The sequence below is a fragment of the Pseudomonas sp. MYb13 genome (genome assembly GCF_002980075.1).
GTDB lineage: Bacteria > Pseudomonadota > Gammaproteobacteria > Pseudomonadales > Pseudomonadaceae > Aquipseudomonas > Aquipseudomonas lurida.
In genome coordinates this window covers 665,996-688,471 of record NZ_PCQI01000002.1, presented here as the reverse complement: position 1 = coordinate 688,471, position 22,476 = coordinate 665,996, and the positions used below count along the sequence as shown (strand labels likewise).

22 protein-coding genes, 1 tRNA gene and 4 pseudogenes are annotated in these 22,476 nt (G+C 61.4%); 17 read left to right on the top strand and 10 right to left on the bottom strand.

Annotation, left to right across the window (positions count from 1 at the left end; all coding sequences use genetic code 11):
- Positions 1-85: 85 nt before the first annotated feature.
- Complete coding sequence (locus CQ002_RS06775; RefSeq protein WP_105161607.1) at positions 86-1,405, bottom strand: OprD family porin; 1,320 nt, start codon at positions 1,403-1,405, stop codon at positions 86-88.
- Positions 1,406-1,630: 225 nt separating this feature from the next.
- Here CQ002_RS06775 and CQ002_RS06770 point away from each other — a divergent pair, with 225 nt between their 5' ends.
- The 4 genes and pseudogenes from CQ002_RS06770 to CQ002_RS06760 all read left to right on the top strand — a co-directional run bounded on the left by CQ002_RS06770 (position 1,631) and on the right by CQ002_RS06760 (position 4,018).
- Positions 1,631-1,963: a DUF2790 domain-containing protein gene (locus CQ002_RS06770; protein WP_034101957.1), complete on the top strand. Its 333-nt coding sequence runs from the start codon at positions 1,631-1,633 to the stop codon at positions 1,961-1,963.
- 106 nt (positions 1,964-2,069) lie between these two features.
- Positions 2,070-2,846, top strand: a pseudogene (locus tag CQ002_RS28750) (PAS domain-containing protein); the annotation flags it as partial.
- Between the two features lie 108 nt (positions 2,847-2,954).
- On the top strand, positions 2,955-3,386 hold the full coding sequence (locus CQ002_RS28745; RefSeq protein ID WP_371919442.1) for a methyl-accepting chemotaxis protein: 432 nt from the start codon (positions 2,955-2,957) through the stop codon (positions 3,384-3,386).
- Positions 3,387-3,439: 53 nt separating this feature from the next.
- A complete protein-coding gene (locus tag CQ002_RS06760) occupies positions 3,440-4,018 on the top strand; it encodes a flavin reductase family protein (RefSeq protein ID WP_105161608.1) in 579 nt (192 codons plus the stop codon).
- 31 nt (positions 4,019-4,049) lie between these two features.
- Here CQ002_RS06760 and CQ002_RS06755 read toward each other — a convergent pair whose 3' ends face one another.
- On the bottom strand, positions 4,050-4,934 hold the full coding sequence (locus CQ002_RS06755) for a LysR family transcriptional regulator (protein WP_105161609.1): 885 nt from the start codon (positions 4,932-4,934) through the stop codon (positions 4,050-4,052).
- Positions 4,935-5,056: 122 nt separating this feature from the next.
- Here CQ002_RS06755 and CQ002_RS06750 point away from each other — a divergent pair, with 122 nt between their 5' ends.
- Positions 5,057-6,394, top strand: a complete 1,338-nt coding sequence (locus tag CQ002_RS06750) for an MFS transporter (protein ID WP_098465721.1) — start codon at positions 5,057-5,059, stop codon at positions 6,392-6,394.
- On the opposite strand, the gene CQ002_RS06745 is transcribed toward CQ002_RS06750, so the two are convergent.
- Positions 6,371-7,192 (bottom strand): AraC family transcriptional regulator, encoded by an 822-nt coding sequence (locus CQ002_RS06745; RefSeq protein ID WP_105161610.1) that lies wholly within the window; start codon positions 7,190-7,192, stop codon positions 6,371-6,373. The genes CQ002_RS06750 and CQ002_RS06745 overlap by 24 nt on opposite strands.
- 141 nt (positions 7,193-7,333) lie before the next feature.
- Between CQ002_RS06745 and CQ002_RS06740 the strand changes: the two genes are divergently transcribed.
- The gene (locus CQ002_RS06740) at positions 7,334-7,972 is read left to right on the top strand and encodes a LysE family translocator (RefSeq protein ID WP_034101968.1); all 639 of its coding nucleotides are present in this window, start codon (positions 7,334-7,336) and stop codon (positions 7,970-7,972) included.
- A 44-nt stretch (positions 7,973-8,016) separates the two neighbouring features.
- A complete protein-coding gene (ddlA, locus tag CQ002_RS06735; RefSeq protein ID WP_105161611.1) occupies positions 8,017-9,111 on the top strand; it encodes a D-alanine--D-alanine ligase in 1,095 nt (364 codons plus the stop codon).
- Here the strand turns inward: ddlA and CQ002_RS06730 are convergent.
- The 7 genes from CQ002_RS06730 to CQ002_RS06700 form a co-directional block, all read right to left on the bottom strand.
- On the bottom strand, positions 9,101-9,826 hold the full coding sequence (locus CQ002_RS06730) for a polyphenol oxidase family protein (protein WP_105161612.1): 726 nt from the start codon (positions 9,824-9,826) through the stop codon (positions 9,101-9,103). The two genes, ddlA and CQ002_RS06730, sit on opposite strands and share 11 nt — an antisense overlap.
- Before the next feature lie 27 nt (positions 9,827-9,853).
- Positions 9,854-11,683: a gamma-glutamyltransferase gene (gene ggt, locus CQ002_RS06725; protein WP_105161613.1), complete on the bottom strand. Its 1,830-nt coding sequence runs from the start codon at positions 11,681-11,683 to the stop codon at positions 9,854-9,856.
- Positions 11,684-11,733: 50 nt separating this feature from the next.
- The gene (locus tag CQ002_RS06720) at positions 11,734-12,498 is read right to left on the bottom strand and encodes a restriction endonuclease (RefSeq protein ID WP_069021638.1); all 765 of its coding nucleotides are present in this window, start codon (positions 12,496-12,498) and stop codon (positions 11,734-11,736) included.
- A complete protein-coding gene (locus CQ002_RS06715; protein ID WP_234010382.1) occupies positions 12,499-12,849 on the bottom strand; it encodes a DUF2388 domain-containing protein in 351 nt (116 codons plus the stop codon). It abuts the gene before it with no gap.
- 57 nt (positions 12,850-12,906) lie between these two features.
- On the bottom strand, positions 12,907-13,740 hold the full coding sequence (locus CQ002_RS06710; protein ID WP_034101978.1) for an EamA family transporter: 834 nt from the start codon (positions 13,738-13,740) through the stop codon (positions 12,907-12,909).
- A 121-nt stretch (positions 13,741-13,861) separates the two neighbouring features.
- Positions 13,862-13,938: transfer RNA gene (locus CQ002_RS06705), tRNA-Met, on the bottom strand.
- Between the two features lie 191 nt (positions 13,939-14,129).
- Complete coding sequence (locus tag CQ002_RS06700) at positions 14,130-14,681, bottom strand: RNA polymerase sigma factor (RefSeq protein WP_034101981.1); 552 nt, start codon at positions 14,679-14,681, stop codon at positions 14,130-14,132.
- 263 nt (positions 14,682-14,944) lie between these two features.
- On the opposite strand from CQ002_RS06700, the gene CQ002_RS06695 reads away from it, so the two are divergent.
- The 10 genes and pseudogenes from CQ002_RS06695 to CQ002_RS06650 all read left to right on the top strand — a co-directional run.
- A complete protein-coding gene (locus CQ002_RS06695) occupies positions 14,945-16,009 on the top strand; it encodes an HrpJ domain-containing protein (RefSeq protein ID WP_034101983.1) in 1,065 nt (354 codons plus the stop codon).
- A pseudogene (locus tag CQ002_RS06690) lies at positions 16,006-17,406 on the top strand (FHIPEP family type III secretion protein); the annotation flags it as partial. The gene CQ002_RS06695 and the pseudogene CQ002_RS06690, both read left to right, overlap by 4 nt.
- Positions 17,396-17,947: pseudogene (locus CQ002_RS06685) on the top strand (EscN/YscN/HrcN family type III secretion system ATPase); the annotation flags it as partial. The pseudogenes CQ002_RS06690 and CQ002_RS06685, both read left to right, overlap by 11 nt.
- Positions 17,934-18,362, top strand: coding sequence for a YscO family type III secretion system apparatus protein (locus CQ002_RS06680; protein ID WP_034101987.1), 429 nt, complete (start codon positions 17,934-17,936; stop codon positions 18,360-18,362). The pseudogene CQ002_RS06685 and the gene CQ002_RS06680, both read left to right, overlap by 14 nt.
- Entirely contained in the window at positions 18,359-18,817 is a 459-nt protein-coding gene (locus CQ002_RS06675; protein ID WP_105161614.1) for a type III secretion system HrpP C-terminal domain-containing protein, read from the top strand. Before CQ002_RS06680 ends, CQ002_RS06675 begins: the two co-directional genes overlap by 4 nt.
- Positions 18,814-19,827 (top strand): FliM/FliN family flagellar motor switch protein, encoded by a 1,014-nt coding sequence (locus tag CQ002_RS06670; RefSeq protein WP_105161615.1) that lies wholly within the window; start codon positions 18,814-18,816, stop codon positions 19,825-19,827. Before CQ002_RS06675 ends, CQ002_RS06670 begins: the two co-directional genes overlap by 4 nt.
- Positions 19,824-20,477: a type III secretion system export apparatus subunit SctR gene (sctR, locus tag CQ002_RS06665; RefSeq protein WP_105161616.1), complete on the top strand. Its 654-nt coding sequence runs from the start codon at positions 19,824-19,826 to the stop codon at positions 20,475-20,477. The genes CQ002_RS06670 and sctR overlap by 4 nt, the downstream gene beginning before the upstream one ends.
- 7 nt (positions 20,478-20,484) lie before the next feature.
- Complete coding sequence (gene sctS / locus CQ002_RS06660; protein WP_105161617.1) at positions 20,485-20,748, top strand: type III secretion system export apparatus subunit SctS; 264 nt, start codon at positions 20,485-20,487, stop codon at positions 20,746-20,748.
- A gap of 10 nt (positions 20,749-20,758) precedes the next feature.
- On the top strand, positions 20,759-21,547 hold the full coding sequence (sctT, locus tag CQ002_RS06655) for a type III secretion system export apparatus subunit SctT (RefSeq protein ID WP_105161618.1): 789 nt from the start codon (positions 20,759-20,761) through the stop codon (positions 21,545-21,547).
- A pseudogene (locus CQ002_RS06650) lies at positions 21,544-21,903 on the top strand (EscU/YscU/HrcU family type III secretion system export apparatus switch protein); the annotation flags it as partial. The gene sctT and the pseudogene CQ002_RS06650, both read left to right, overlap by 4 nt.
- Positions 21,904-22,476: the final 573 nt, after the last annotated feature.

Below are 22,476 nucleotides of genomic sequence, written 5' to 3'. Positions count from 1 at the left end.
ACGGTGAGGCCAATATTACAGTTCTGACAGACTTCAACTTGTGAAGAGATGTAGGCCATCGGCAAGTGAATGTAAGCGCTGTGCCTTAGCGCACCGCGAGTGGGTACTCGATAATTAGCCGAACTTCTTCCAGGTCCGACTCAAACGCACTAGAGCGCACCGTCGCCTGTCGAAGTCGCAGCGACAAGTCCTTCAAGTTGCCAGCCTGTACGACATATTTGGCTTCGATATCCCGCTCCCAGCGACGTTGATCGGTCAGTGGATCACCGGCCGCATCGCGACGCATGTACACCGCGTTGGCGTTGCTGTAGTCGGCATCGGTGCCTTTGCCGTAGCGGGTCATGAACGACAGGCCGGGGATGCCCAATGGCTGCATGTCCAAGTCGTAGCGCACCATCCACGAGCGCTCCTTGGGCGAGTTGAAGTCGCTGTACTGGATCGAGTTGTTCAGGAAGATCGAGTCCGACTGGCGCAGGTAATCGAAGTCGTCATCACCGTTGTTGCGCTGGTGCGATACGGCCAGGCTGTGGGCGCCGACCTTCACCCCGAGCCTGGCGCTCCAGGTGGTGTTGTTGAATTCACCCAGGCGTTTTTTACCTTCGTCCACGGCCTTGTAGTAGTTGAAGTCGCCGAACAGCGAGACCTCCTCATTCAGCGGATAACTGGCCGCGCTGCCGAAGTAATACTGGTCCCAGGCGTCCTTCAGGCGGCTGCTGTAGAGGCTGACGCTGAGGTGTTTGTTGACGGCGTAGTCGCCGCCGAAATAGCCGACCCAGGGCGAGTCGACCTGGCCTGCATAGAAGGTCGCGAAACCTTTGTTCATGCCACTTTCGGTCGGCTGGCTCATGCCGCTCAGGCGTCCGCCCTGCAGGCTGAGGCCTTCCAGGCTGGTGTTCTGCAGGGTCACGCCACGGAAGCTTTCCGGCAAGACGCGCGAGTCGCCGTAAGCCACCACCGGGTTCAACGGGAATACGTCGCCGGCCTTGACCACGGTGTCCAGCACACGCAGTTTCGCGGCACCGCCGACTTTGCTGTAGTTGTCCTCGGGGTGGTTTTCGCTGTCCACCGGCAGCATGCCGAACGAACCCTTGCCGCCGCTGCGGCCGGTGCCCGAGTCGAGTTTCACGCCGACCATGGCGAACGCGTCCAGGCCAAACCCCACGGTGCCCTGGGTAAAGCCAGACTCGAACTTACCGATCAACCCCTGGGCCCAAGCCTCTGAATAGCCGTTGCCGGTGGGGCTGGACTGGCCCTTGCGGTCATCGCGATTGAAGTAAAAGTTACGTGCCAGCACGTTGATGCTGCTGCCTTCGATAAAGCCTTCGGGTGTGTCCTCCACGGCCGCGGCGGCCAGGGGCAAGGCGGCACACAGTGATAGGGGAAGGCTGTAGTGACGGATACGCATGGTTCGCTCCTGGGTAATGGCAGTTATCAGCTTCTTATGGGAGAGGGCGTTCTTATTGATGTGGCCCGGGCTGATAGTTGCAAACCGTGGATAACGAAGAAGTGGCACGTTGATTACAATTCTGGAAACTCACTGTTATCTAACAAATAAGTAATGTTCCGGTGAAGGTGGCGTCAGGGTCCGTTGGTTAGTCTCGGCACTTCACTTTCAGTCGAGGAACTAAGCATGAACTTTTATACCGTTGGCCTGGGTGTGTTGACTGCCATGTTGTCTTTTGGCGCGGTGGCCGAAGGCGGGGGCGATCGTACGTTCGCGCTGATGATGGAACGCAATGAAAAAGCCATGGCCGACTACGCGGCCAAGAAAGGCAAGCCGGCACCCGTGGTGCAGGCTTACCGCTATGGCATGACGCTGGACATTGCCAAGGTGGTCAATGTCACGCCGCCGATTCGTTCGTGCAACCCGGTGCCGTCACGCATGACCTATGAAGACGCCAGCGGCAAGCTCAATACCCTTGAGTATCAAGTGATGGGGGTGTGCCGAAATAACGGCAGTTAATGGATCCAAAAATATAGTTGGGTTGGGGGCCAAAGCCCTCTTAAGAAAACGCCGGAAGCGCCGATGCAGGTCAGATTCATCTCCCTCATTTGGTCATTGGTGCTCCATGTTCAACACCCGTTTGAAGCAGGAGCTGGCGGCTCTTCGCGAAGAATTGTCCAGCTTGAACCAGGTCAAGGAGAGCCTGGAAAGTGAAATGCTGTGCCTGACGCTGGACGCCGAAGGCCGGGTGGAGTGGGCGAACGCCAACTTCCTGCAGGAACTGGCGTACCAGAGTGGTCAACTGCTGGGGCGTTCGATCGAAGACCTGGAGCCGGCCCACGTACGCAGGGATGAATTCCAGCAACGCTTCAAGAACGCCTTGGTGCGTGGCGAACATTTCGCCGGCACCGTGCGCCTGATGCGCGGCAATGGCCAAGAGGCGTGGCTGCGATCGATTCTGCAGCCGGTGCGCGGTTCCGATGGGCGCATCAAGCATTTTTCGATTTATTCCAGCGACCTCACCCGCACGATCGAGGCCTCCCGCGAGCATGAAAACCTCATGAACGCATTGGTGCGCTCTACGGCCGTGATCGAGTTTGACCTGGGTGGCCACGTGCTGACCGCCAATGATCGTTTCCTGGGCGGCATGGGTTACACCCTGGCGCAGATCCAGGGCAAACATCACCGGATGTTCTGCGAGCCGGAGGAATACAACAGCACCGAGTACCAGGACTTCTGGAAGCGCCTGAACGCCGGTGAGTTCGTCGCGTCGCGCTTCAAGCGGGTCGATAGCCACGGCCGCGTAGTGTGGCTGGAAGCAACCTACAACCCGGTGCTGGACGCCAATGACCGGCTGTACAAAGTGGTCAAGTTCGCCACGGTGATCACCGACCAGGTCAACCAGGAACAGGCCGTCGCCGAAGCGGCGAACATTGCCTACAGCACCTCGCTGCACACCGACAATAGCGCCCAGCGTGGTACCACCGTGGTGACCCAGGCAGTGGATGTGATGCGCGACCTGGCCAAGCACATGCAACAGGCCGGCGACGGCATCGAGGCGTTGAACGCTCAGTCCCAAGTGATCGGCACCATCGTCAAGACCATCAGCGGCATTGCCGAGCAGACCAACCTGCTGGCACTCAACGCCGCCATTGAAGCGGCGCGCGCCGGTGAGCAGGGCCGTGGCTTTGCCGTGGTAGCCGATGAAGTGCGGCAGTTGGCATCGCGGACCAGCAAGGCGACCGAAGAGATCGTTGGTGTGGTGCGTCAGAACCAGGACATGGCCCGCGACGCGGTGACCCTCATGAACGACGGCCGCATGCAAGCCGAGCAAGGCCTGGCCCTGGCAGCCGAAGCGGGCACGGTGATCGTGGAAATCCAGGACGGCGCCCAGAAGGTGGTCAGCGCGGTAGGCCAGTTCGCCAACCAACTGTCGAGTTGAGTGCAGGGCTTCAGGTATCGTAGGGGCTTTCTTGCATGAAGAGTCGACCTTCCATGAGCCCTACCCACCGCCGCCCCGTTCCGCTGTCCAAGGCCTACCGCTTGCTCAACCACGGGCCCACCGTGCTGGTCGGCGCCGCGCACAATGGCCAGCGCAATATCATGGCCGCTGCCTGGGCCATGCCGTTGGATTTCGAACCGCCGAAAGTCGCCGTGGTGTTGGATAAAGCCACCTGGACCCGCCAACTGCTGGAAGGCGCCGGCACCTTTGTGCTTCAGGTGCCGTGCGCGGCCCAGGCTGATCTGGTGCAAACAGTGGGCAATACGACCGGTTCCGAGACTGACAAATTTGCCACCTACGGCCTGCAGGTATTCAACGGTGAACACACCGAAGCGCCCTTGCTGGAAGGCTGCGTGGCCTGGCTGGAGTGTCGCCTGCTGCCCGAGCCGCACAACCAGCAGACCTACGATCTATTCCTGGGAGAGGTCGTGGCGGCCTATGCCGACGAGCGCGTGTTCAGCGATGGGCACTGGCACTTCGAAGGCCACGATGAGCTGCGCACCCTGCACCATGTGGCGGGCGGGCATTTCCTTACGATCGGCCAACCCGTCACCGGTAACACCCTTGCCTGATGCGCCCCAGTAGGCGCCGGCGCCTACAGGGTTACCAGTGTGCCTGGCTGAGCGCTTCGGCAAACGCCATCAGCTTCGGCGAATATTGCCGGGACGGCGGATAGACCAGCGAGATCGCCCGACTGCGCCCGGCCACGTCTTCCAATATCGGCACCAGGCGCCCGGCGGCCAGGTCGTCACGCACGGCGAAATCCATCACCTGGGCGATGCCGAAGCCGCCCACGGCGCCGTCCACCAGGGCATCGCCGATATCAAAGATCAGCCGCCCTTCGACACTCACGTCCTGCATCTTGCCCTCGATCATGAACTGCCAATCGACCATGCGGCCGCTGCGCAAATTGCGCACGGTGAGGCAGTGGTGGTCGTTGAGTTCAGTGACGCTCCTGGGCGTTCCGAAGCGTGCAAGGTAAGCAGGCGCGGCCACGGTGACCCAGCGTAAGGGCGGCAGGGCGCGGGCGATCAGGCGCTGGTCCTGGATCTCGCCGGTACGCAACAACGCATCGAAGCCCTCGTCGACAATATCCACCAGGCGGTCAGTCATCACCGCCTCGATGCGCAGTTCGGGGTAGCGCAAGGTCAATTCGCCGATCACCGGCATCACCACTTTGCGCCCGAACAGCGACGGTGTACTGATCTTCAACAGACCGGACGGGGTGCTACGCCGGTCGAGCATCAGTTTCTCGGCTGCGGCTAACTCCGCCAGCAACGGCGCACTGCGCTCGTACAGCATTTGCCCGTCGGGGGTGAGGCTGACGCTGCGCGTATTGCGTTGCAGCAGGCGAACCCCCAACTCGTTCTCCAGCCGCGAAATGGCGCGGGACAGGCCCGATTGTGTCAGCCCCAGGTCACCCGCTGCGCGGGTGAAGCTGCGGGTTTCGGCCACGCGGACCAGTAGGCGGACAGCGTTCAGATCCATGATTAAAGTCATTACTGAAAGAGTGATAGCGCTATTTATCATCTATCCAGCATGAAAGACACTGACGGCCTCTCATTTTCGGACAGGACGCTGTGATGTCTCCCTCTCGACCCTCAGGCTGGATGCTGACGTTGCTGGCCACGGCGCAGCTGATCATCGCGCTGGATGCCACCATTGTGTTTGTTGCCTTGCCGCAGATCGGCACGCACCTGGACTTTTCTGCCCCGCAATTGCAATGGGTGGTGAGCGCCTACAGCGTGGCGTTTGGCGGTTTCCTTTTGCTGGGCGGCAGGGCTACCGATTTGCTTGGCAAGCGGCGTTTGTACCGGGTGGGGCAGTCGCTCTACGCACTGGCCTCTCTCGCGGCCGTGCTGGGCGGTAGTGCGGTATTGCTGGTGTTGGCGCGGGCGGTGCAGGGCGTTGGCGGCGCGATGCTGTTTCCGGCCACCCTGGCGCTGATCAACACCCACTATGCCGAAGGTCCGGCGCGCAACCGTGCGTTTGCCGTGTGGAGCGCCGCGTCTGCGGCTGGGCTGGCGCTGGGCGCACTGCTTGGTGGCGTGCTCACCCAGGTGTGGGGCTGGGAAGCGGTGTTCCTGGTGAACGTGCCCCTGGCGGGCGGCTGTGCATGGGCGGCGCGCTACTGGATCCCCGCCGATGGTGAGCGCGCGCGGGGGCGCAACTTCGATATCAGCGGCGCGTTGGCTGTGACCGTCGGTGGCACGTTGCTGGTGTTTTCGTTGGTGCAGGGGCCGCAATGGGGTTGGGCTGCACCGTCGACCCTGGGGTGCCTCGCCCTGGCGTTGGCGTTGCTCGGACTGTTCGCCTGGATCGAACACCGCGGGCGCGACCCGCTGATGCCGTTGCGCTTGCTTGCCTACCGCGAACTGCGCATGGCCATGCTGCTGACAGCGGTGTTCATGAGCAGTTTTGGCGTGCAGTACTACTTCCTGGCGCTGTATTACCAGCAGGTCTATGGCTACAGCGTGCTGCAAGCGGGGTTGGCGTTCTTGCCGGCGACGTTGGTGTGTACGGCCGGGATCTGGCTGGCGGAGCGCTCGCTGGTTCGGCTGGGGTTGCGCAACACGCTCGTCAGCGGGCAACTCGCCGGAGCGGTGGGCATTGCGCTGGTGAGCTGGGCACTGCCGACCGGTGTTGGGTTCTGGTCGCTGCTGCCGGGGATTTTCATCCTGAGCATCGGCCAGGGCATGACCTGGACCGCGATGTGGGTGGCAGCGGGCCTGGGCATCCGGCCAGGCGAGCAGGGCGTGGCGGCCGGGATGGCGTCCACCAGCCAGCAGATTGGCGGGGCGTTGGGGTTGGCGGTGCTGGTGTCGGTGGCGAGCGCGGGTGGGATCGAGCGGGCGTTATGGTGGAGTGCGGCGATTGCCCTGGCGGGCGCGGTGTTGGCGCTACGCCTCAAGCAACCTGGCGGGTTAGCGGCGCTGAAAACGGTCTGACATCTTCACCCAGCGCGACGGCGGCATGCCGTAGGTGCTGCGAAATTGCCGGGTCATGTGGCTCTGGTCGGTGAAGCCTGCGGTCAACGCCGCGTCCACCAGCGATTGGCCCTGGGCGAGCAGGCTGCGCACCAGGTCCAAGCGGCGCATGGTCAGGTAGCGGTAGGGACTGGTACCGAACAGCACGCGAAAATCCCGCGACAGGGCCCAGCGGTCGCGACCGGCGTGGTCGGCCATTTCATCCAGGGTAATGCTGCGGCCCAAGGCGCTGTGGATAAATTCCCGGGCACGTTCGGCTGCGACGTAATCGAAGGTCTTGCGGCTGACGATCCCGCCCGAGACGTTACTGAGCGCGTGGGCCAGGTCGAACAGGGCATCCTGTTCCTGCAGCGGATCGACAGGGTTGTCCAGGTTCTGCAGCAGCACTTCGCTGGCGCGGAACAGCCGTGGGTCGGTGGATAAACCATTGGGGATAAACGGTAACGGTTTGCCGCCGAGGATCTGCTGGATCAGTGAGGGCTCGACGTAAATCATCCGGTATTTGAAGCCCTCGTCACTGCCGGCGTGGCCGTCGTGGGTTTCGTCGGGGTGAAGCACCATGGTGGTGCCGGGCAGGCTGTGGATCATATCGCCACGGTAGTGAAAGCTCTGCACACCGGTCAACGTGCGCCCGATGGCGTACGTGTCATGGCGATGCGGGTCAAAGGCGAAGCCGGCAAAGTACGCCTCGATACGGTCCAGGCCACTGGCATGCGGGGCGCGGTGCAGCCAGTCGAGGGTGGCGGTGGGTTTGCCCATGGTGACTTGTCACGAAAAAAAGAGGTGGAAACACGTTAACCCAGTCTGAATGCCTTGTCTGCCGGGGTCTTGTACGATTGTGCAGGGTGAGGAGGAGGCCTATGATCGCATTCGTGCCCTGCGCCGAAGGAGCTGACCCCCATGGACTTTTTAAACCCTGCCTACGTGGCGCCCCTGGTATCGCTGGCCCTGCTGTGGACAGTAGCGGTAGTGACGCCCGGCCCCAACTTTTTCAACACGGCGCAATTGGCCGCCAGCTGTTCGCGCCGTCATGGCGTGGTGGCGTCAGCCGGTGTGGCCACGGGGACGGTCATGTGGGGGCTGGCGGGTGGCCTGGGCATTAAATCGCTGTTTACGGCGGCCCCGATGTTGTACCTGGCGTTCAAGATCATCGGCGGTTGCTACCTGATCTACCTCGGGTTGAAACTGTTCAGACGCTCGGCGCCGGCCCTGGGCCAGAGCGTGCTGCCAGATGATGCTCGGCGCTCGCTGTTTTCCGCCTGGCGCCTGGGGCTGCTGGGCAACCTGTCCAACCCCAAGGCCGCGTTGTTTGTGGCCACCATCTTCGCGTCCACCATGCCTCCGTCTCCGTCGCCGATGCTGCTGACCCTGGCGGTGATCACCATGGCCACCTTGTCGTTCAGCTGGTATTCCAGCGTGGCCCTGGTGTTTTCCAGCGAGCGCATGGCCACTCTCTACAGCCGTTCGCGCAAGTGGCTCGACCGCTTTGCTGGAGGCTGCTACGTCCTGTTCGGTGCACATCTGGTGGCGAACCGCTGACGGGCCGTGGTAAGAAGCCTTACTTTCAACAGTGAGGCCGGGTCATGCGCAAGGTGCGGGTAGGTATTATTTTTGGTGGCCGTTCGGCCGAGCACGAGGTCTCGTTGCAATCGGCGCGCAATATCGTCGATGCGTTGGATCGCTCCCGTTTCGAACCGGTGTTGATCGGTATCGACAAGGCCGGCCACTGGCACCTCAACGACACCTCGAACTTCCTGCTCAACCAGGAAAACCCTGCCCTCATTGCCCTCAACCAGTCCAATCGCGAACTGGCAGTGGTGCCCGGCAAGGCCAGCCAGCAATTGGTGGAAACCTCCGGCAGCGGCCTGCTGGAACATGTCGATGTGATCTTCCCCATCGTCCACGGCACCCTCGGCGAAGACGGCTGCCTGCAAGGCCTGTTGCGCATGGCTGACCTGCCTTTCGTCGGCTCCGATGTGCTCGGCTCGGCGGTGTGCATGGACAAGGACATCAGCAAACGCCTGCTGCGTGATGCTGGCATTGCCGTGACCCCCTTCATCACCCTGACCCGTGGCAATGCCGCGCGTACGTCCTTTGATACGGCAGCGACCAAGCTCGGTCTGCCGATGTTCGTCAAACCGGCCAACCAGGGCTCTTCGGTGGGCGTGAGCAAGGTCGGCAACGAAGCCGAATACCACGCTGCCGTCGAACTGGCCCTGGGCTTTGATGAAAAGGTGTTGGTGGAGTCTGCGGTAAAGGGCCGCGAAATCGAATGCGCCGTGCTGGGCAACGACAATCCCATCGCCAGCGGTTGTGGTGAGATCGTGGTGAGCAGTGGTTTCTATTCCTACGACAGCAAATACATCGACGATCAGGCTGCCCAAGTGGTGGTGCCGGCCGCTATCAGCCAAGCGGCCAGCGAGCGTATTCGCGGGCTGGCCGTCGAGGCGTTCGAGGTACTGGGTTGTTCCGGCCTGGCGCGGGTCGACGTGTTCCTTACCGACGAGGGCGAAGTACTGATCAACGAAATCAATTCACTGCCCGGCTTCACCCGCATCAGCATGTACCCCAAGCTGTGGCAGGCGGCGGGCATGAGCTACAGCGAACTGGTGAGCCGCCTGATCGAGCTGGCGCTGGAGCGGCATGCGGGGCGTCAGGGGTTGAAGATCAGTCGGTGATGCGAGCAATCCACGAATAGATCAACGTCTTCACCTCCTGCGGGTGATGGGTCCTGCGGCGGTAACTGGCAAAGGTGGGCGAGGTGCAGTAAGTGCACACCTCGCTCACCTCGATCTGCTCTCGCCGAATCCCCGCCGCTTGCAGCAACATCACCCCGTACCCACTCAAGTCAAACCACGCACTTCCCGCTTGCCGCGCAGCGGGCGGTGCAATGTCGGGTGGCAGCAACGGCGCCGGTTGCACCCGGCTCCAGGGCGGCTGACGGTCGCGCCACAAGTGCCCCTGGTCCTCCTGGAACCGTGCAATAAACTCCCGGCTCACTTCATAACAGCATGGCTTGATCGATGGCCCGACCGCGACCTGCAACTGGTCCGTGGCGATCCCTTCATCGGTGAATCGCTTGATGGCATTGGCGATGATCCCGCCCTGCAACCCCTTCCAGCCGCCATGCACGGCTGCCACCTTCTCGCCGTTTTTGGAAGCAATGAGAAGGGGCAAGCAATCGGCGGTGACCACTGCGATGGGTGGATGCTCACCCGTGCACACCCCATCGGCCTCTACCGTATTGCTTGCCAGGTCCGCCTGCCACTCCACCACCGAAGCGCTGTGCACCTGCTTGCAGATGAACACAGCCTGCGGGCGCAGCGGATCATTGATCGTACAAAAACCGTGGTCGACGCCCGGGATGGCGCCGAGATTATCTGCCTGCTGCACGATAACGTTCTCCGTTGATTGAAGTGTTCAGTCGCCGAGCGCTTCGCCTTCACGCCGAGGGTCGGCACCGCCGCTCAGCGACACCTTGCCCTGGGCATCCCGCGTGCGAACGATGGCCTGGATGCCGCTCGTCATATCGATCTCGCTCAGCGCATGGCCCTTGTCCTTGAGTGCCTGTTTCAGCGTAGGGCTGAACAGGCCGGCTTCCAACTCGGTCGCGCCATTGCGGCTGCCAAAATTGGGCAGGCTGATGGCGGCTTGTGGGTCGAGTTTCCAGTCGAGCATCGCCACCAGGGACTTGCTCACGTATTCGATGATTTGTGAGCCGCCGGGCGAGCCGACGGTGGCCAGCAACTCGCCGCTCTTGCGGTCGAACACCAGCGTAGGCGCCATGGCCGAACGCGGGCGCTTGCCAGGCTCGACCCGGTTGGCAACGGGCTGGCCGTTTTCTTCAGGGACAAATGAAAAGTCGGTCATCTGGTTGTTCAGCAAGAAACCCTGGACCATGACATGGGAGCCAAATGCTGCTTCCACCGTGGTGGTCATCGACACGGCGCCCCCCTGGTCATCCACCGCCACCACTTGCGAAGTGGAGATGCGCAGCGGTGAGCGGTCCGGCGCATAGGCCACCTGGATGCCCGCAGGGACGCCCGGCTTGGCGATACCCATGCTGCGCTCGCCGATCAGCGCGGCACGCTTGGCCAGGTAGTCGGGGGCGACCAGGCCGGCAACCGGAACGGCGACGAAATCGGTGTCGGCCAGGTACAGCGCGCGATCAGCGAAGGCCAGTCGGCCGGCTTCGGCAAGCAGGTGCACGGCTTCGGGCGTTGGCTCAAGGCCTGCCGGCGAAGAGCTTTTCAGCGGTCGCATCGCGCCGATGCCCAAGCCTGGGTTGCGTGCTTGCAGCGCCTGCAATGTGCCAAGGATTTGCGCGATGGCCACCCCGCCCGATGACGGCGGCGGCATGCCGCAGACTTTCCATTGCTGGTAGTCCGTGCACAGCGGCGTGCGCTCCTTGGCGGTATAGTTTTTCAGGTCCGCCAGGGACAGGCTGCCCGCGTTGCGATGGCCCTGTACCTTGCGTGCGATCTCAGCGGCAATCGGTCCGCGGTAGAGCGCGTCCGGTCCTTCCTTGGCGATACGCTTGAACACGTTGGCCAACGCCGGGTTCTTCAGTACGGTACCGGTGGCTTTTGGCGTGCCATCGGCGTTCAGGAAGTACGCGGCCATGTCTGGCGATTGGGGAATAGAGCGGTCAGCCGCGATCAGGCTGTGCAGGCGCGGGGAAATCGCGAAGCCCTGTTCCGCCAGCCGTATCGCCGGCTCGAACAACGTAGCCCATTGCAGGTGGCCGGTCTTCTTGTGCGCCATCTCGAGCGCTCGCAATACCCCAGGCGTACCGACCGAGCGCCCGCCAATCTGCGCCTCGGTGAACGCCATCGGCGTGCCGTCGGCCTTCAGGAATAGCCGCTCGGTGGCCCCGGCGGGGGCTGTCTCACGGCCGTCGTACGCGTGCACAGTCTGGCCGTCCCACAGCATGATGAACGCGCCACCGCCGATGCCGGACGACTGCGGCTCCACCAGGGTCAGCACGGCCTGCATCGCAATTGCCGCATCGATCGCCGACCCACCCATGCGCAACATCTCGCGCCCGGCCTCGGCCGCCAGCGGGTTGGCAGCCGCAGCCATGTGGCGCTCGGCATGTTGGGGGGTGAGGTCGGTGCGATAACCCGAACCCAGCTCCGGCGGCGGTGGCTGTTCGTTGACAGAGGTGTTGCAGGCAGCCAGGGCGAGGGCTGCGGCAATCACCGACAGTTGACGGCGGGAAATCGAAAACACGCGCTGAACTCCGTTCATTTTGAGAATGATCTGTTGTCCTTTGAAACACCTTGTCATCGCCGAGGCGGTCAGATCAGAAAGTCACTTTCCAACTCCGCCAGGGTGATGAAGGCCATTGAGATAGAGCCATTTTCTTCAGGAGGGAAATTGACCGTGGCGAAGCACACGCGACCGAGTTTGGCGAGTTCCAGCAACACCTTCAATTTGTATTGAGGCATCCCGAATACCGCCCACTCCGCCCGATCGGGAAGGTGGGAGAGATAGGTCTCGGCATATTTTTTCGAGATGAACAATGGAATCGTCGGCCGGCCCTCGACAGGGGGCGCGTAGTAGGTGCCGGTACTCAGCTTTTCAAGCGTTTCGCTGCGTTGGGCGATCACCCAGAACGGTTCGCCGATCAAGTCCGGCTCATGCAGCGCAGCGTTGACGATTTGACGACCAACCAGTTGAGGAAGCGAAGGAAGATCTTCAGCCGACAGGAGCAAAATGTTGTGGCGTGCCGCCACTTTGTCAGCGCCCGATTGATAACCTGAGCGCGAGGCGATTATGCCAACGATATCGCTACCGATATTTTTGATTTTTTGATGAAACTCGAGAATTTTGCCCTGATCCACGGGGCGCTTCCAATCCTTGCATTCGATGGCCACTCGGTGCCTGACGCCGACTCTGACAAATTCATAATAGACGTCGACTTCATAGCTATCTCCGGTAGGTAGCGTGAAGGTGGTTCTGCGAGAAACCTGGGTTTTTTCTCCGCGAAGGTTGAGCAGGGTGCTGTAGACGTATTGCACGTAGCTCTCGAAATCCCGCCCGGTATTGGTGGATTGCGACATCTATCGTCCCTCCGGTGGGTGTGTCTCGATTACCGCGATCGCTTGGGCCACTTGCATGTCACTCATGTGAGGCGCCGGGTAGGACGCGTGGTAAGTCCTCACGGCGAGTTCAAACCGTGCGCCACGAATATTCCCGTCCGAGCCGATGAACGCCAGGGCATCCCCCTTGGCCGACTCCAGCATTTCGATAGGATGGGAAGTGGTTCCCATCGTGGCGAAGGTGGTGAGCACCGGGCCGGCGAGGATCATCAAGCTGGCTTGGTCGACCCTGCCCATGCCTTCGGAAGCGGCACTGGCGAGCGACGGCATGGCAGACAATGCAAGTACAAGGAACAGGGGCTTGGTGGCCATCGAACACTGAATCCATTTAGTGTGACTGAGCGCGTGATCCTACTTGGTAAAGCGGTGTTAGCCCAATCGCAATACCATCGCCCCGCCCGCAATGATGCAAGCGGCAATCACGCGAGTTCGCGTCAGTTGCTCTTTGAGTACCAGCGCCGAGATCACCACGCCGAACAGGATCGACGTTTCCCTGAGTGCTGAAACCGTGGCGATCGGTGCCGCCGTCATCGCCCACAGTGCCAGGCCGTAGGATGCAACCGTGCCGAAGCCGCCCACCACGCCAAGGTGCCACTGACCGATGACATACCGGCAGAACACCCTGCGTCGGGTCGCCAAGGCCCAGGCGGCCAACGGTAGGCCCGTCAGCAGGAAAATCCACAGTGTGTACGCCGCGGGTGCGCCGGACTTGCGCACCCCCACACCATCGACAAGGGTGTAGCCGGCGATGACCCCTGCATTGATCAATGCGAGGACCAGGCCTTTTCGCTGGCCCGTCGAAGGGGCGGCGGCCATGCTCAGGATGCCGAGGCAGATCACCGCAATGCCGCTCCACGCAAGCGGTGACAACGACTCGGACAGCACAAACACACTCGCCGTCGCCACCAGCAGCGGCGCAGTGCCGCGCATGATCGGGTAGGTCTGGCTCATGTCGGCGATTCGGTAGGTCGAGGCGACCAGTACGAAATACAGCACCTGGAAAACGACCGAGGCACCGATGAATGGCCAGCTTTCCCTGGCCGGAAGCGCCAGGAAGGGAATGACGGCCAAGGCGATCAGCGAGGCGAAGGACGTGATCATGCAGGTCGTCAGCAGCGTGTCGCCGCCGCCTTTGACCACGGCGTTCCAGGTCGCGTGGAGGGCCGCGCCCAGCAGGATGACCGCGAACACGTCAAAGCTCATGAGTGGGTTCCTATGGGGCTCAAGCCTGGGGAGTCGGGGGAGGATCGCTGCGAGTATGCCTCAGCACTTTTCGCCAGGCATAAAAAAACGGCCTACCTTTCGGTAAGCCGTTTTTAGTACTTGGTGGCTACACAGGGACTTGAACCCCGGACCCCAGCATTATGAATGCTATGCTCTAACCAACTGAGCTATGTAGCCAAGTGGCGCGCATTATTCGCGTAGAACGGGAATGCGTCAAGTATTTATTTTGAATTTTTATCTACGCTTTCAACTGTTTAAGCGAAATCAGCGGATCGGGCGACGAGTGGTTCGCGATTCACGCTGCCGAGCCCCCGGAAAGTCTGATCGCGTCGGGCAGATATCCCTGCCGCCCAACGCGGGGCCTGACTTTAAGGATACGTCGAATTGTGAGTGGCGCGTTTAAGCTGCTCGCGTGCCCGTGACAGGCGAGAGCGAACGGTGCCGATAGGAATCGCCAGGGCATCGGCCGTGTCCTGGTAACTACCGTCGGTTTCCAATGAGGCGTACAGCGTCTTGCGCATTTCCATCGGCAGGAGGTCAATGGCGCTCAGGGTCTTTTCCAGGCGTCGGTTGACCTCAAACTCCCAATCCAGGTTGTGGGTGTCTTCCTGGCCATGCCACAGCGACTCATCGAATTCGCAATGCACGGGTTTGGCGTACAGGCGCCGGAAGTGATTGCGTATCAGGTTCTGCGCGATACCGCACATCCACGTCGTAAGGCTGGCATTGCCGCTGAAACGCTCGCGGTTTCGCCAGGCTTCCAGGTACGTCAATTGCAGCAGATCGTCTGCGTCTTCCGGGTTGAGTACGCGCTTGTGAATGAAGCGCCGAAGTTTTTTTTGCTGATCGTCTGTCAGGTGAAGCATGAATTGAGGCGAGCTGCCAACCAGGTGCGCTAAAGCTTCAATAGGGATATTCATGATTTTTTCCTTGGTGTAGACGCAGTCGAAAGAGTGTCGACGGGAAGCCCGTTTGCACTGGCTGTGCCAAAGAAAAAGTTCTACTAACCTATTGATTTATATAGATAAATATCTTGTATTGATGCAATTTTGTGCAGCGATTTGCATAGCGCCTTGAAGGCGCGTGCAAGTCTTTTCAAATTTGCCGTGCAAGCGTTTATCGATGGAACCGCAAGGGCTGGCATTGCCACACAGGGAAACACTCTTCCTGTTCAGGCCTGTCCATGAAAGTCGAATCCTCCCACGATGTGCACAAGGTCCAGCAGCCGGACCAGCCTGTTATCAGCCAGACCTCCTTTCAGGCACCCGTCAAGGGAATGGACGAGCTCGCTCATCTGTTCAACCAGGAAGTGGAACTCAACAGTCGCACGCTGAGCGAGAGGAAGATTGGCGTGCGCGTGCTCCCATCCGAACAGCTGGCGCAGTTTTATGACCAACTGGGTCATCCCGCCCAGGCAAGCCTGGCGAGCATTTCACGTCGCGTGCGATGGCAATTGCTGCAGCAACCCCATGTCGACAAATTGCTGGAACTCACTGGCGGGGACCCCGCACGCGCGTTCGTGGTGCTCAAGTATGTGGCGGCCCAGGCCGACAGCGAGGTGCGCCCCTCCGAAGCAGCCCTGGCGCGTGATGCCCTTGCCAAGCTGGAGGTCCGCTTCAAAGGGGAGATCCAGGCGGGCCTCAACATCGCCGTGGCGTTGCAGGCGGCCAGTGTCGATCCACAAGAGCGCCAGGCGCTGCGTGCGCTCTACTATGCCAGCGTGGTCACGCGTCAATCGTTGGCGTCGATGATGCAGGCGCTGCTGGGCGTGTACGGCGGCGAACGGTTTGCTGACGGGCTCAAGGTGATGCGAAAGGCGTTGGCGGACGATATCGCGGCCAAGGTGTCGTCAATGCCAACACCTCTGTTGCGTACCTTGTTGCTGGGGCTGCAAAGCTGTGGGCAGTTGGGTGGGGTGCTCGCGGGGTGTCACACGCTACGTCAACGCCTGGGCGTTGATCATGACGCGGTCGCCCTGTTGCAGCGTCTTTTGGGCTTCGCTGGCAGCGGTATCACTGCTGCTGAAATCCTGCGGTTCGGGGCTGATTTACTGGGTGGTTCCAACGCCCAGCAATTGTTGGCCCTGAATGCGCTTTACCCTTTGGTCCAGCAACTGCCATTGGCGCTATGGCTCGATGGCCGAGTGCGTGAAGAAACCCTGCGTGGCTTCCTGGCGGTGATGGGGGAGCTGGACAGAGTGACACGTAGCCCTGCACGTTTTCCCGGTGAGCCGGGGGCCGTGGCGTGACTGCGCTGTCGGCCATCAACCGCATTTTGCTCAAGGTCGCGCAGCGCGCTGAAGTGCTGGGCGCCGTGGTGGTGATGGCCATCGTGTTCATCTTCATCGTGCCGCTGCCCACTTGGCTGGTGGACATTCTGATCGCGATCAACATCTGCATCTCGTGCCTGCTGATCGTGTTGGCGCTCTACCTGCCGGGCCCCTTGGCGTTCTCTTCGTTCCCGTCGATCCTGTTGCTGACCACCATGTTCCGCCTGGCACTGTCGATTGCGACGACGCGCTTGATCCTGCTGGAGCAGGACGCGGGTGATATCGTCGAGGCTTTCGGTAATTTTGTGGTCGGCGGCAACCTGGCCGTGGGGATGGTGATCTTCCTGATCCTGACCCTGGTCAACTTCCTCGTGATCACCAAGGGGTCGGAGCGGGTGGCTGAGGTGGCGGCGCGTTTCAGCCTGGATGCGATGCCCGGCAAGCAGATGTCCATCGACAGTGACTTGCGTGCCGGCTTGATCGACGGCATGCAGGCACGGGACAAGCGCGAGCAATTGTCCCGTGAGAGTCAATTGTTCGGGGCCATGGACGGCGCGATGAAGTTCGTCAAGGGCGATGCCATCGCCGGTTTGATCATCGTCGTGGTGAACCTGCTGGGCGGGTTCTCCACGGGCATGTTCCAGCACGGTTTGAGCGCTGCCGATTCAATGGCGCTGTACTCGGTACTGACCATCGGCGACGGCCTGATTGCACAGATTCCGGCACTGCTGATCTCCCTCACCGCCGGCATGATCATCACCCGTGTTGCACCGGACGGGCGCAAGGGCATCACGAACATGGGCACCGAAATTGCCCGGCAGATGACCAGTGAGCCCAAGAGTTGGATGATCGCTTCGGTGGGCATGCTCGCCTTTGCGGCGGTACCCGGCATGCCCACCGGCGTGTTTATCCTGATAGCGCTGATCACCGGCTCCCTGGGGTATTACCTGGTGCGCCAGCGCCAACGGCAGGAACAACCCGCAGCTGAAGCGGCTGAAGCAGTGCGTCCCGAAGAGAACGGCCGTGAGGACCTGCGTGGGTTTGATCCGTCAAGGCCCTACCTGTTGCAGTTCTCCCCGGTACTGCGAGGAACGCCTGAGGTGACGGATCTTATTCACGCCATTCGCCAGGCCCGAAATGCGTTGGTCGCCAATATCGGCCTGACACTGCCACCGTTCGAAGTGGAGCTCGATGACTCGCTGGCCGCCGACGAAATGCGCTTTTGTGTGCATGAGGTGCCGATGGTCAAGGCGTCGGTTGTCAGCCGGGTAGCGGTTGAACGCAAAGCTCTGGCGGTTGAGCCTGCGCACGCCATGCCGGGGCTGGCAGAGCGCGATGAGCAGACTTGGCTTTGGTTGGCGCCCGATGACCCGCTTTGCCAGGGCGCAGCGCGAAATCGGCCTGGCCGCCGGCGAACCCCTTGGTCGCGGTGGTCTGCCGCCCTCGGTTTACAGCCTGCTGCCGCGGCTGGTGGAGCGCGCGGGGTTGACCCGTGAAGGCGTGATCACCGCGATCTATACCGTGTTGATCGAGCAGGACTCCATGAACGACCCGGTGGCTGATGAAGTTCGCTCGTTGCTCGACGGCCATATCGTGCTGTCCCGCAAGTTGGCCGAGCGTGGGCACTACCCTGCGGTGGACGTACTGGCGAGCCTGTCGCGGATCCTGGGCAACGTTGCCGAGCCCGCGGATATCCAGGCGGGTACGGCGTTGCGACGCCTGCTGTCGGCCTATCAGCAGATCGAGCTGATGCTCAAGTTGGGCGAATACCAGCCGGGAAGCGATGCCTTGACTGACCTGGCAGTGGACAGTCGCCAGGCTGTCGATCGTTTCTTGCGCCAGGACTTGCGTGAGCCTTCACCGATGGCGGTCACGCTGGCGCAACTCAAGGAGCTGACCGCCTATGTCCCCTTCTGACGAGCTGCTCGGTGAAGTGGAAACGCTGCGACGGCTACGTCGACATCGAGCGGACCGGGCTGAGCGCGCCCTGCGTGAAGCGAAGCGGGCGCAGCAGGCGCTGCTTGCCCATATCCGCGAGGCTCAGGATGCACTTGAGCAAATCCGACAGGAAGAGGCGCTGCAAAGCGCCCAGTTGCTCGACCAGCACCAGGGGCAGGTGCTGACGCTGCAGGCCTTGAAATCCTGGGGCGCGCAGGAGCGCACCTTGTCTGCCAATACCCGGCGAGGCATGGGTCAATTGGAGACCTTGCAGGGCCAGCAGCAAGAGACGAGAACCCGTGTCGGCAGTGCCCAGAAGCAGGTGACCGAATGCCTGCGGCAGGTGGAAAAACTTCAAGAGTTATCCCTTTTACTGACGCAGGAGCCGACATGACCCAGGTTTCAGATAAACCGGCAGAACGTCCACGCCTGCACGAAGCGCGAGAAGAACGAGAGCCGGGAACGGCAGGCGCGGTGCCCGCAGAGTTGACACGGTTATTTGCTCAGTTCTGGGCTGCTGACGATGACGTGGCAGGCGCGCGGGGCGGCGGGGTGGCAACGAAGACGGCGGACGATGCCGCCATGATCGAGGCGCTCGTCGACCAACTGGCGCCGCGTCTGCAGGCCGCTTCGCAGTGGCCGCTCAATGCCGTCCTGTACTTGCCCCGCCTGGGGCGGATCAATGCGAGCGTGCGCCGCGAACAGGGGGCCTGGAGTATCGATCTGGAGGCGCAAGAGGAGTCGACGGCGCGCTGGCTCAGCGGCATGCGGCAACAGTGTGAGGGCCGGCTCGCGGACACGCTCGGGCAGCCGGTCAGCCTGTGTCTGCCCTCTGTCGGTTGCGCATGATAGTGCCGTTGCTGACGTTGCCGTTGGTCAAGGGCGTCACGGTGGCGGCGCGACGTCGATTGGGGCGTGGCCTGTGCCTGGCGTTCCAGGTGGCTGGGCAGCGCGGCCAGTTGCGGCTCGAACCTGGACGTGCGCCAGCAGGTGGCGAAGCGGTATGCGTCGAAACCGCGTGCGGTGTGCTGGCGCTCGCCGAAGCCGGGCCGTTGCTCAGCCTGTTGGGCGAGTGCCCGGTCGCGTTGGCCCCGTGCGGTAACGATCCGGATTCCTGGTTCTGGGCATTGTTCCAGCTTCACCTGAGCCCGCAGGTGAGGTCGCTGTTGGGCTATGTGCGCTTGCTGGACATCGACCCGCCCAAGGCGTTTGGCTGCCGACTCAGTGTGGCCTTGGGCAAAACACGGGTGGAGGGGTATGTGTGGCTGGCCCCCGAGAGCTTCCTGGCGCTGTGCGATGCCGGGCCGTGGCGGGCGATTGCCGGGCCGATGACGGCATCATTCCGGTTGTCGATTGCGGTGACCCTTGGGCGTTTGCGCTTGCCGATCGCGCAGGCACGCAGCCTGCGCGCGGGGGATGTGCTGGTGCTTGAACAGACGTTCTTTCTGGCCCAGGGCAGCGGCTACGTACAGGTTGGCACTCAGCGATTGCATGGGTGCATTGACGATGACAGCGGGCCGCTGTGCCTGACCCTTACTTCAATCGAGGAAACCTCTGTGGACGAAGATTTCATAGCCCCCCACCACGCTGGAGACGAGGGCGATGAACCTGTAGTGGACGTATTCGGCCATGAGCCATTCGATGAGCTGATGATGGCGTTGAACGTACGCTGCGGCACCTTGAACCTTACCCTGGGCGAGTTGCGCAACCTTGCGCCCGGCGCGGTGCTGGGCATTGCCGGTTACGCGCCGGGCATGGCAGGTCTCTATTACGGCGACCGACCGATTGGCCAGGGACAGTTGGTGGAAGTCGATGGGCGCCTGGGGTTGCAACTGTCCCGCGTGATGTTCGGCCAATGATACTCCAGGGGTTGGACCCCTTGGTCCTGGCGGTCTTTCTGGCGGCATTGTCATTGATGCCCATGCTGTTGATCGTCTGCACGGCGTTCCTGAAAATCGTGATTGTGCTGATGATCACGCGTAACGCTATCGGTGTGCAGCAGGTGCCGCCGAGCATGGCCATCAATGGCATCGCGCTTGCGGCCACACTCTTTATCATGGCACCGGTGGGGTACGAAATCGCCGAGAGCGTCAACGCCTCGCCTCTGGACCTGAGCAACGTGCAAGCGCTCCTGCAATCGGGCAACGAAGCCATCAAACCGTTGCGCGCCTTCATGCTGCGCAACATTGATCCGGATGTGCTCACGCACCTGCTAGAGAACACCGCACGACTGTGGCCCGCGCAAATGGCGCGGGAAGTGCAACGCGAAGACTTGATCCTGCTGATCCCGGCGTTTGTGCTATCGCAACTGCAAGCGGGGTTTGAAATTGGCTTTCTGATCTACATTCCTTTCATCGTCATCGACCTGATTGTCTCCAACTTACTGCTGGCGCTGGGCATGCAAATGGTCTCGCCGATGACTATTTCCCTGCCGCTCAAACTGCTGTTGTTCGTGATGGTGTCCGGTTGGTCGCGGTTGCTCGACAGCCTGTTCCTTTCCTATCTCTGAGTGGCTTATGGAACCGATCGTGCTGTTCAAGCAGGGTATGTTGCTGGTGGTGGTGTTGTCGGCGCCGCCGTTGATTGTGGCGGTGGTGGTGGGCGTACTGACGTCCCTGGTACAGGCGCTGATGCAGGTGCAGGACCAGACATTGCCGTTTGGCACCAAGCTGGTAGCGGTGGGCATCACGCTGATCATGACCGGCCGATGGATTGGCGTGGAGTTGATCCAATTGATCAACCTGACCTTCGACATGATCGGCCGCTCGGCCCTGAACTGAGGTCCTGCCCGTGCTGATTTATCTCGAGTATCTGCCCAGCCTGTTGATCGGTATGGCGCGGATCTACCCCTGTGGGATCCTGGTGGCGGCGTTCTGTTTTCAGCATATACGTGGCATGCCGCGGCATACGATCGTGATGGTCATGGCATTGGTGCCTGCACCGTCTATTCATGCGGCGCTGGCCGGCCAGGACTACTCAGCGATGCTGCTGGGGGCGCTGGTGCTCAAGGAAGCGGCCCTGGGCATTCTGCTGGGCGTGCTGCTGGCGATGCCGTTCTGGATGTTCGAGTCGGTGGGGGCGCTGCTGGATAATCAGCGCGGCGCCTTGGCTGGCGGCCAGCTCAACCCCTCGTTGGGACCGGATGCGACGCCGATCGGGCACTTATTCAAGCAACTTGCGATTTTCCTGCTGATGGTCAGCCTTGGGCTGGGGACGTTGACCCAGGTGATCTGGGACAGCTACCTGATCTGGCCTCCCACGGTGTGGTTTCCACTGCCGACGGCGAATGGAATGAGCGTGTTTATCGACCTGCTGGGCGATACCTTCACACACATGATGCTCTACGCCGCGCCCTTTATCGCAGTGTTGCTGTTGCTGGAGTTCGGCATCGCGTTGCTAGGGGTCTACAGCCAGCAATTGCAGGTAAGCACGCTGGCGCCACCGGTCAAATGCCTGGCGGGTATCGGTATTCTGCTGCTGTACTTTGCGCTGCTGCAGGACCTGATTGTCGGGCGCATGGGCTTGCTGGGCGACCTGAAGCATTCGCTGAGACTCTTGATCAAGGCGGCAAGCCCATGAGTGATTCCGGCGAAAAGAAGCACCCGGCTTCAGCCAAGAAACTGCGTGACCAACGCAAGAAAGGCCAGGTTGCCCAAAGCCAGGATGTTGCAAAGCTGCTGGTGCTGACGGCGATCAGTGAGATTGCCTTGTTCACCGCCGAGACCAGCCTGCAACGCTTCCAGCAATTGATGCTGCTGCCGATGTCACGCCTGACGCAACCCTTTGCGCGAGCGCTGGAAGAAGTGCTGTTTGAGGGGCTGGTGATGTTTTTCTCATTTGCCTTGTTGATGGCCGGGGTCGCGATTGCCACCAAGCTGATCAGCAGTTGGATGCAGTTCGGGTTGGGTGCAGTCAGCGAGCACCTCTCTGGGGATCAGCCCGTGCGACAGGCTATGGGCGTCCGGCGGCAGCGTGATTTTGCGTCGGCAGAGCATCGTCAGTTGTCCATTGCGTGGGGCGCAGGCACCAAGCGAGTGCTGGCGCGTGTTGTCATGCGCCACACCACGGCTTGCCACAGGGTATCCAGGCGACTCGCATCGCCGGCGTATGGGCGGTGGCTTCTTTCCAGTTCGAGCACACGCGCAAGGCAAAAGCGCAATCGGAGGCGTTGCCAGACGGGAGGCTCAACCCATGCACGCAGCAGCTGCAAAGGATCGTCTGCAGGTAACAGTGTTTGCGGGGGCAGGGCCTTGGCAATTCGCTTGCACCACAGGTGATGATCCTCCTGCAAAGCGGTGGTGCTATGCGGCCTACAAATGCTGTCAATCAGGTCGAGCACGAAGTCGAGCTCCGAAGCCGACGCCAAGGCCAGCTTGAGCAGCGTGGGGTCAGGAGCAGGGGGCAGGCCGGGGGTAATCCCTTCGACGGTACAGTTCACGGGGGCGTCGATAAGGCACAGCGCGTTGATTACCGGGTCGCCGAGGGTACGCCAGTCATCGTGCGCCGAC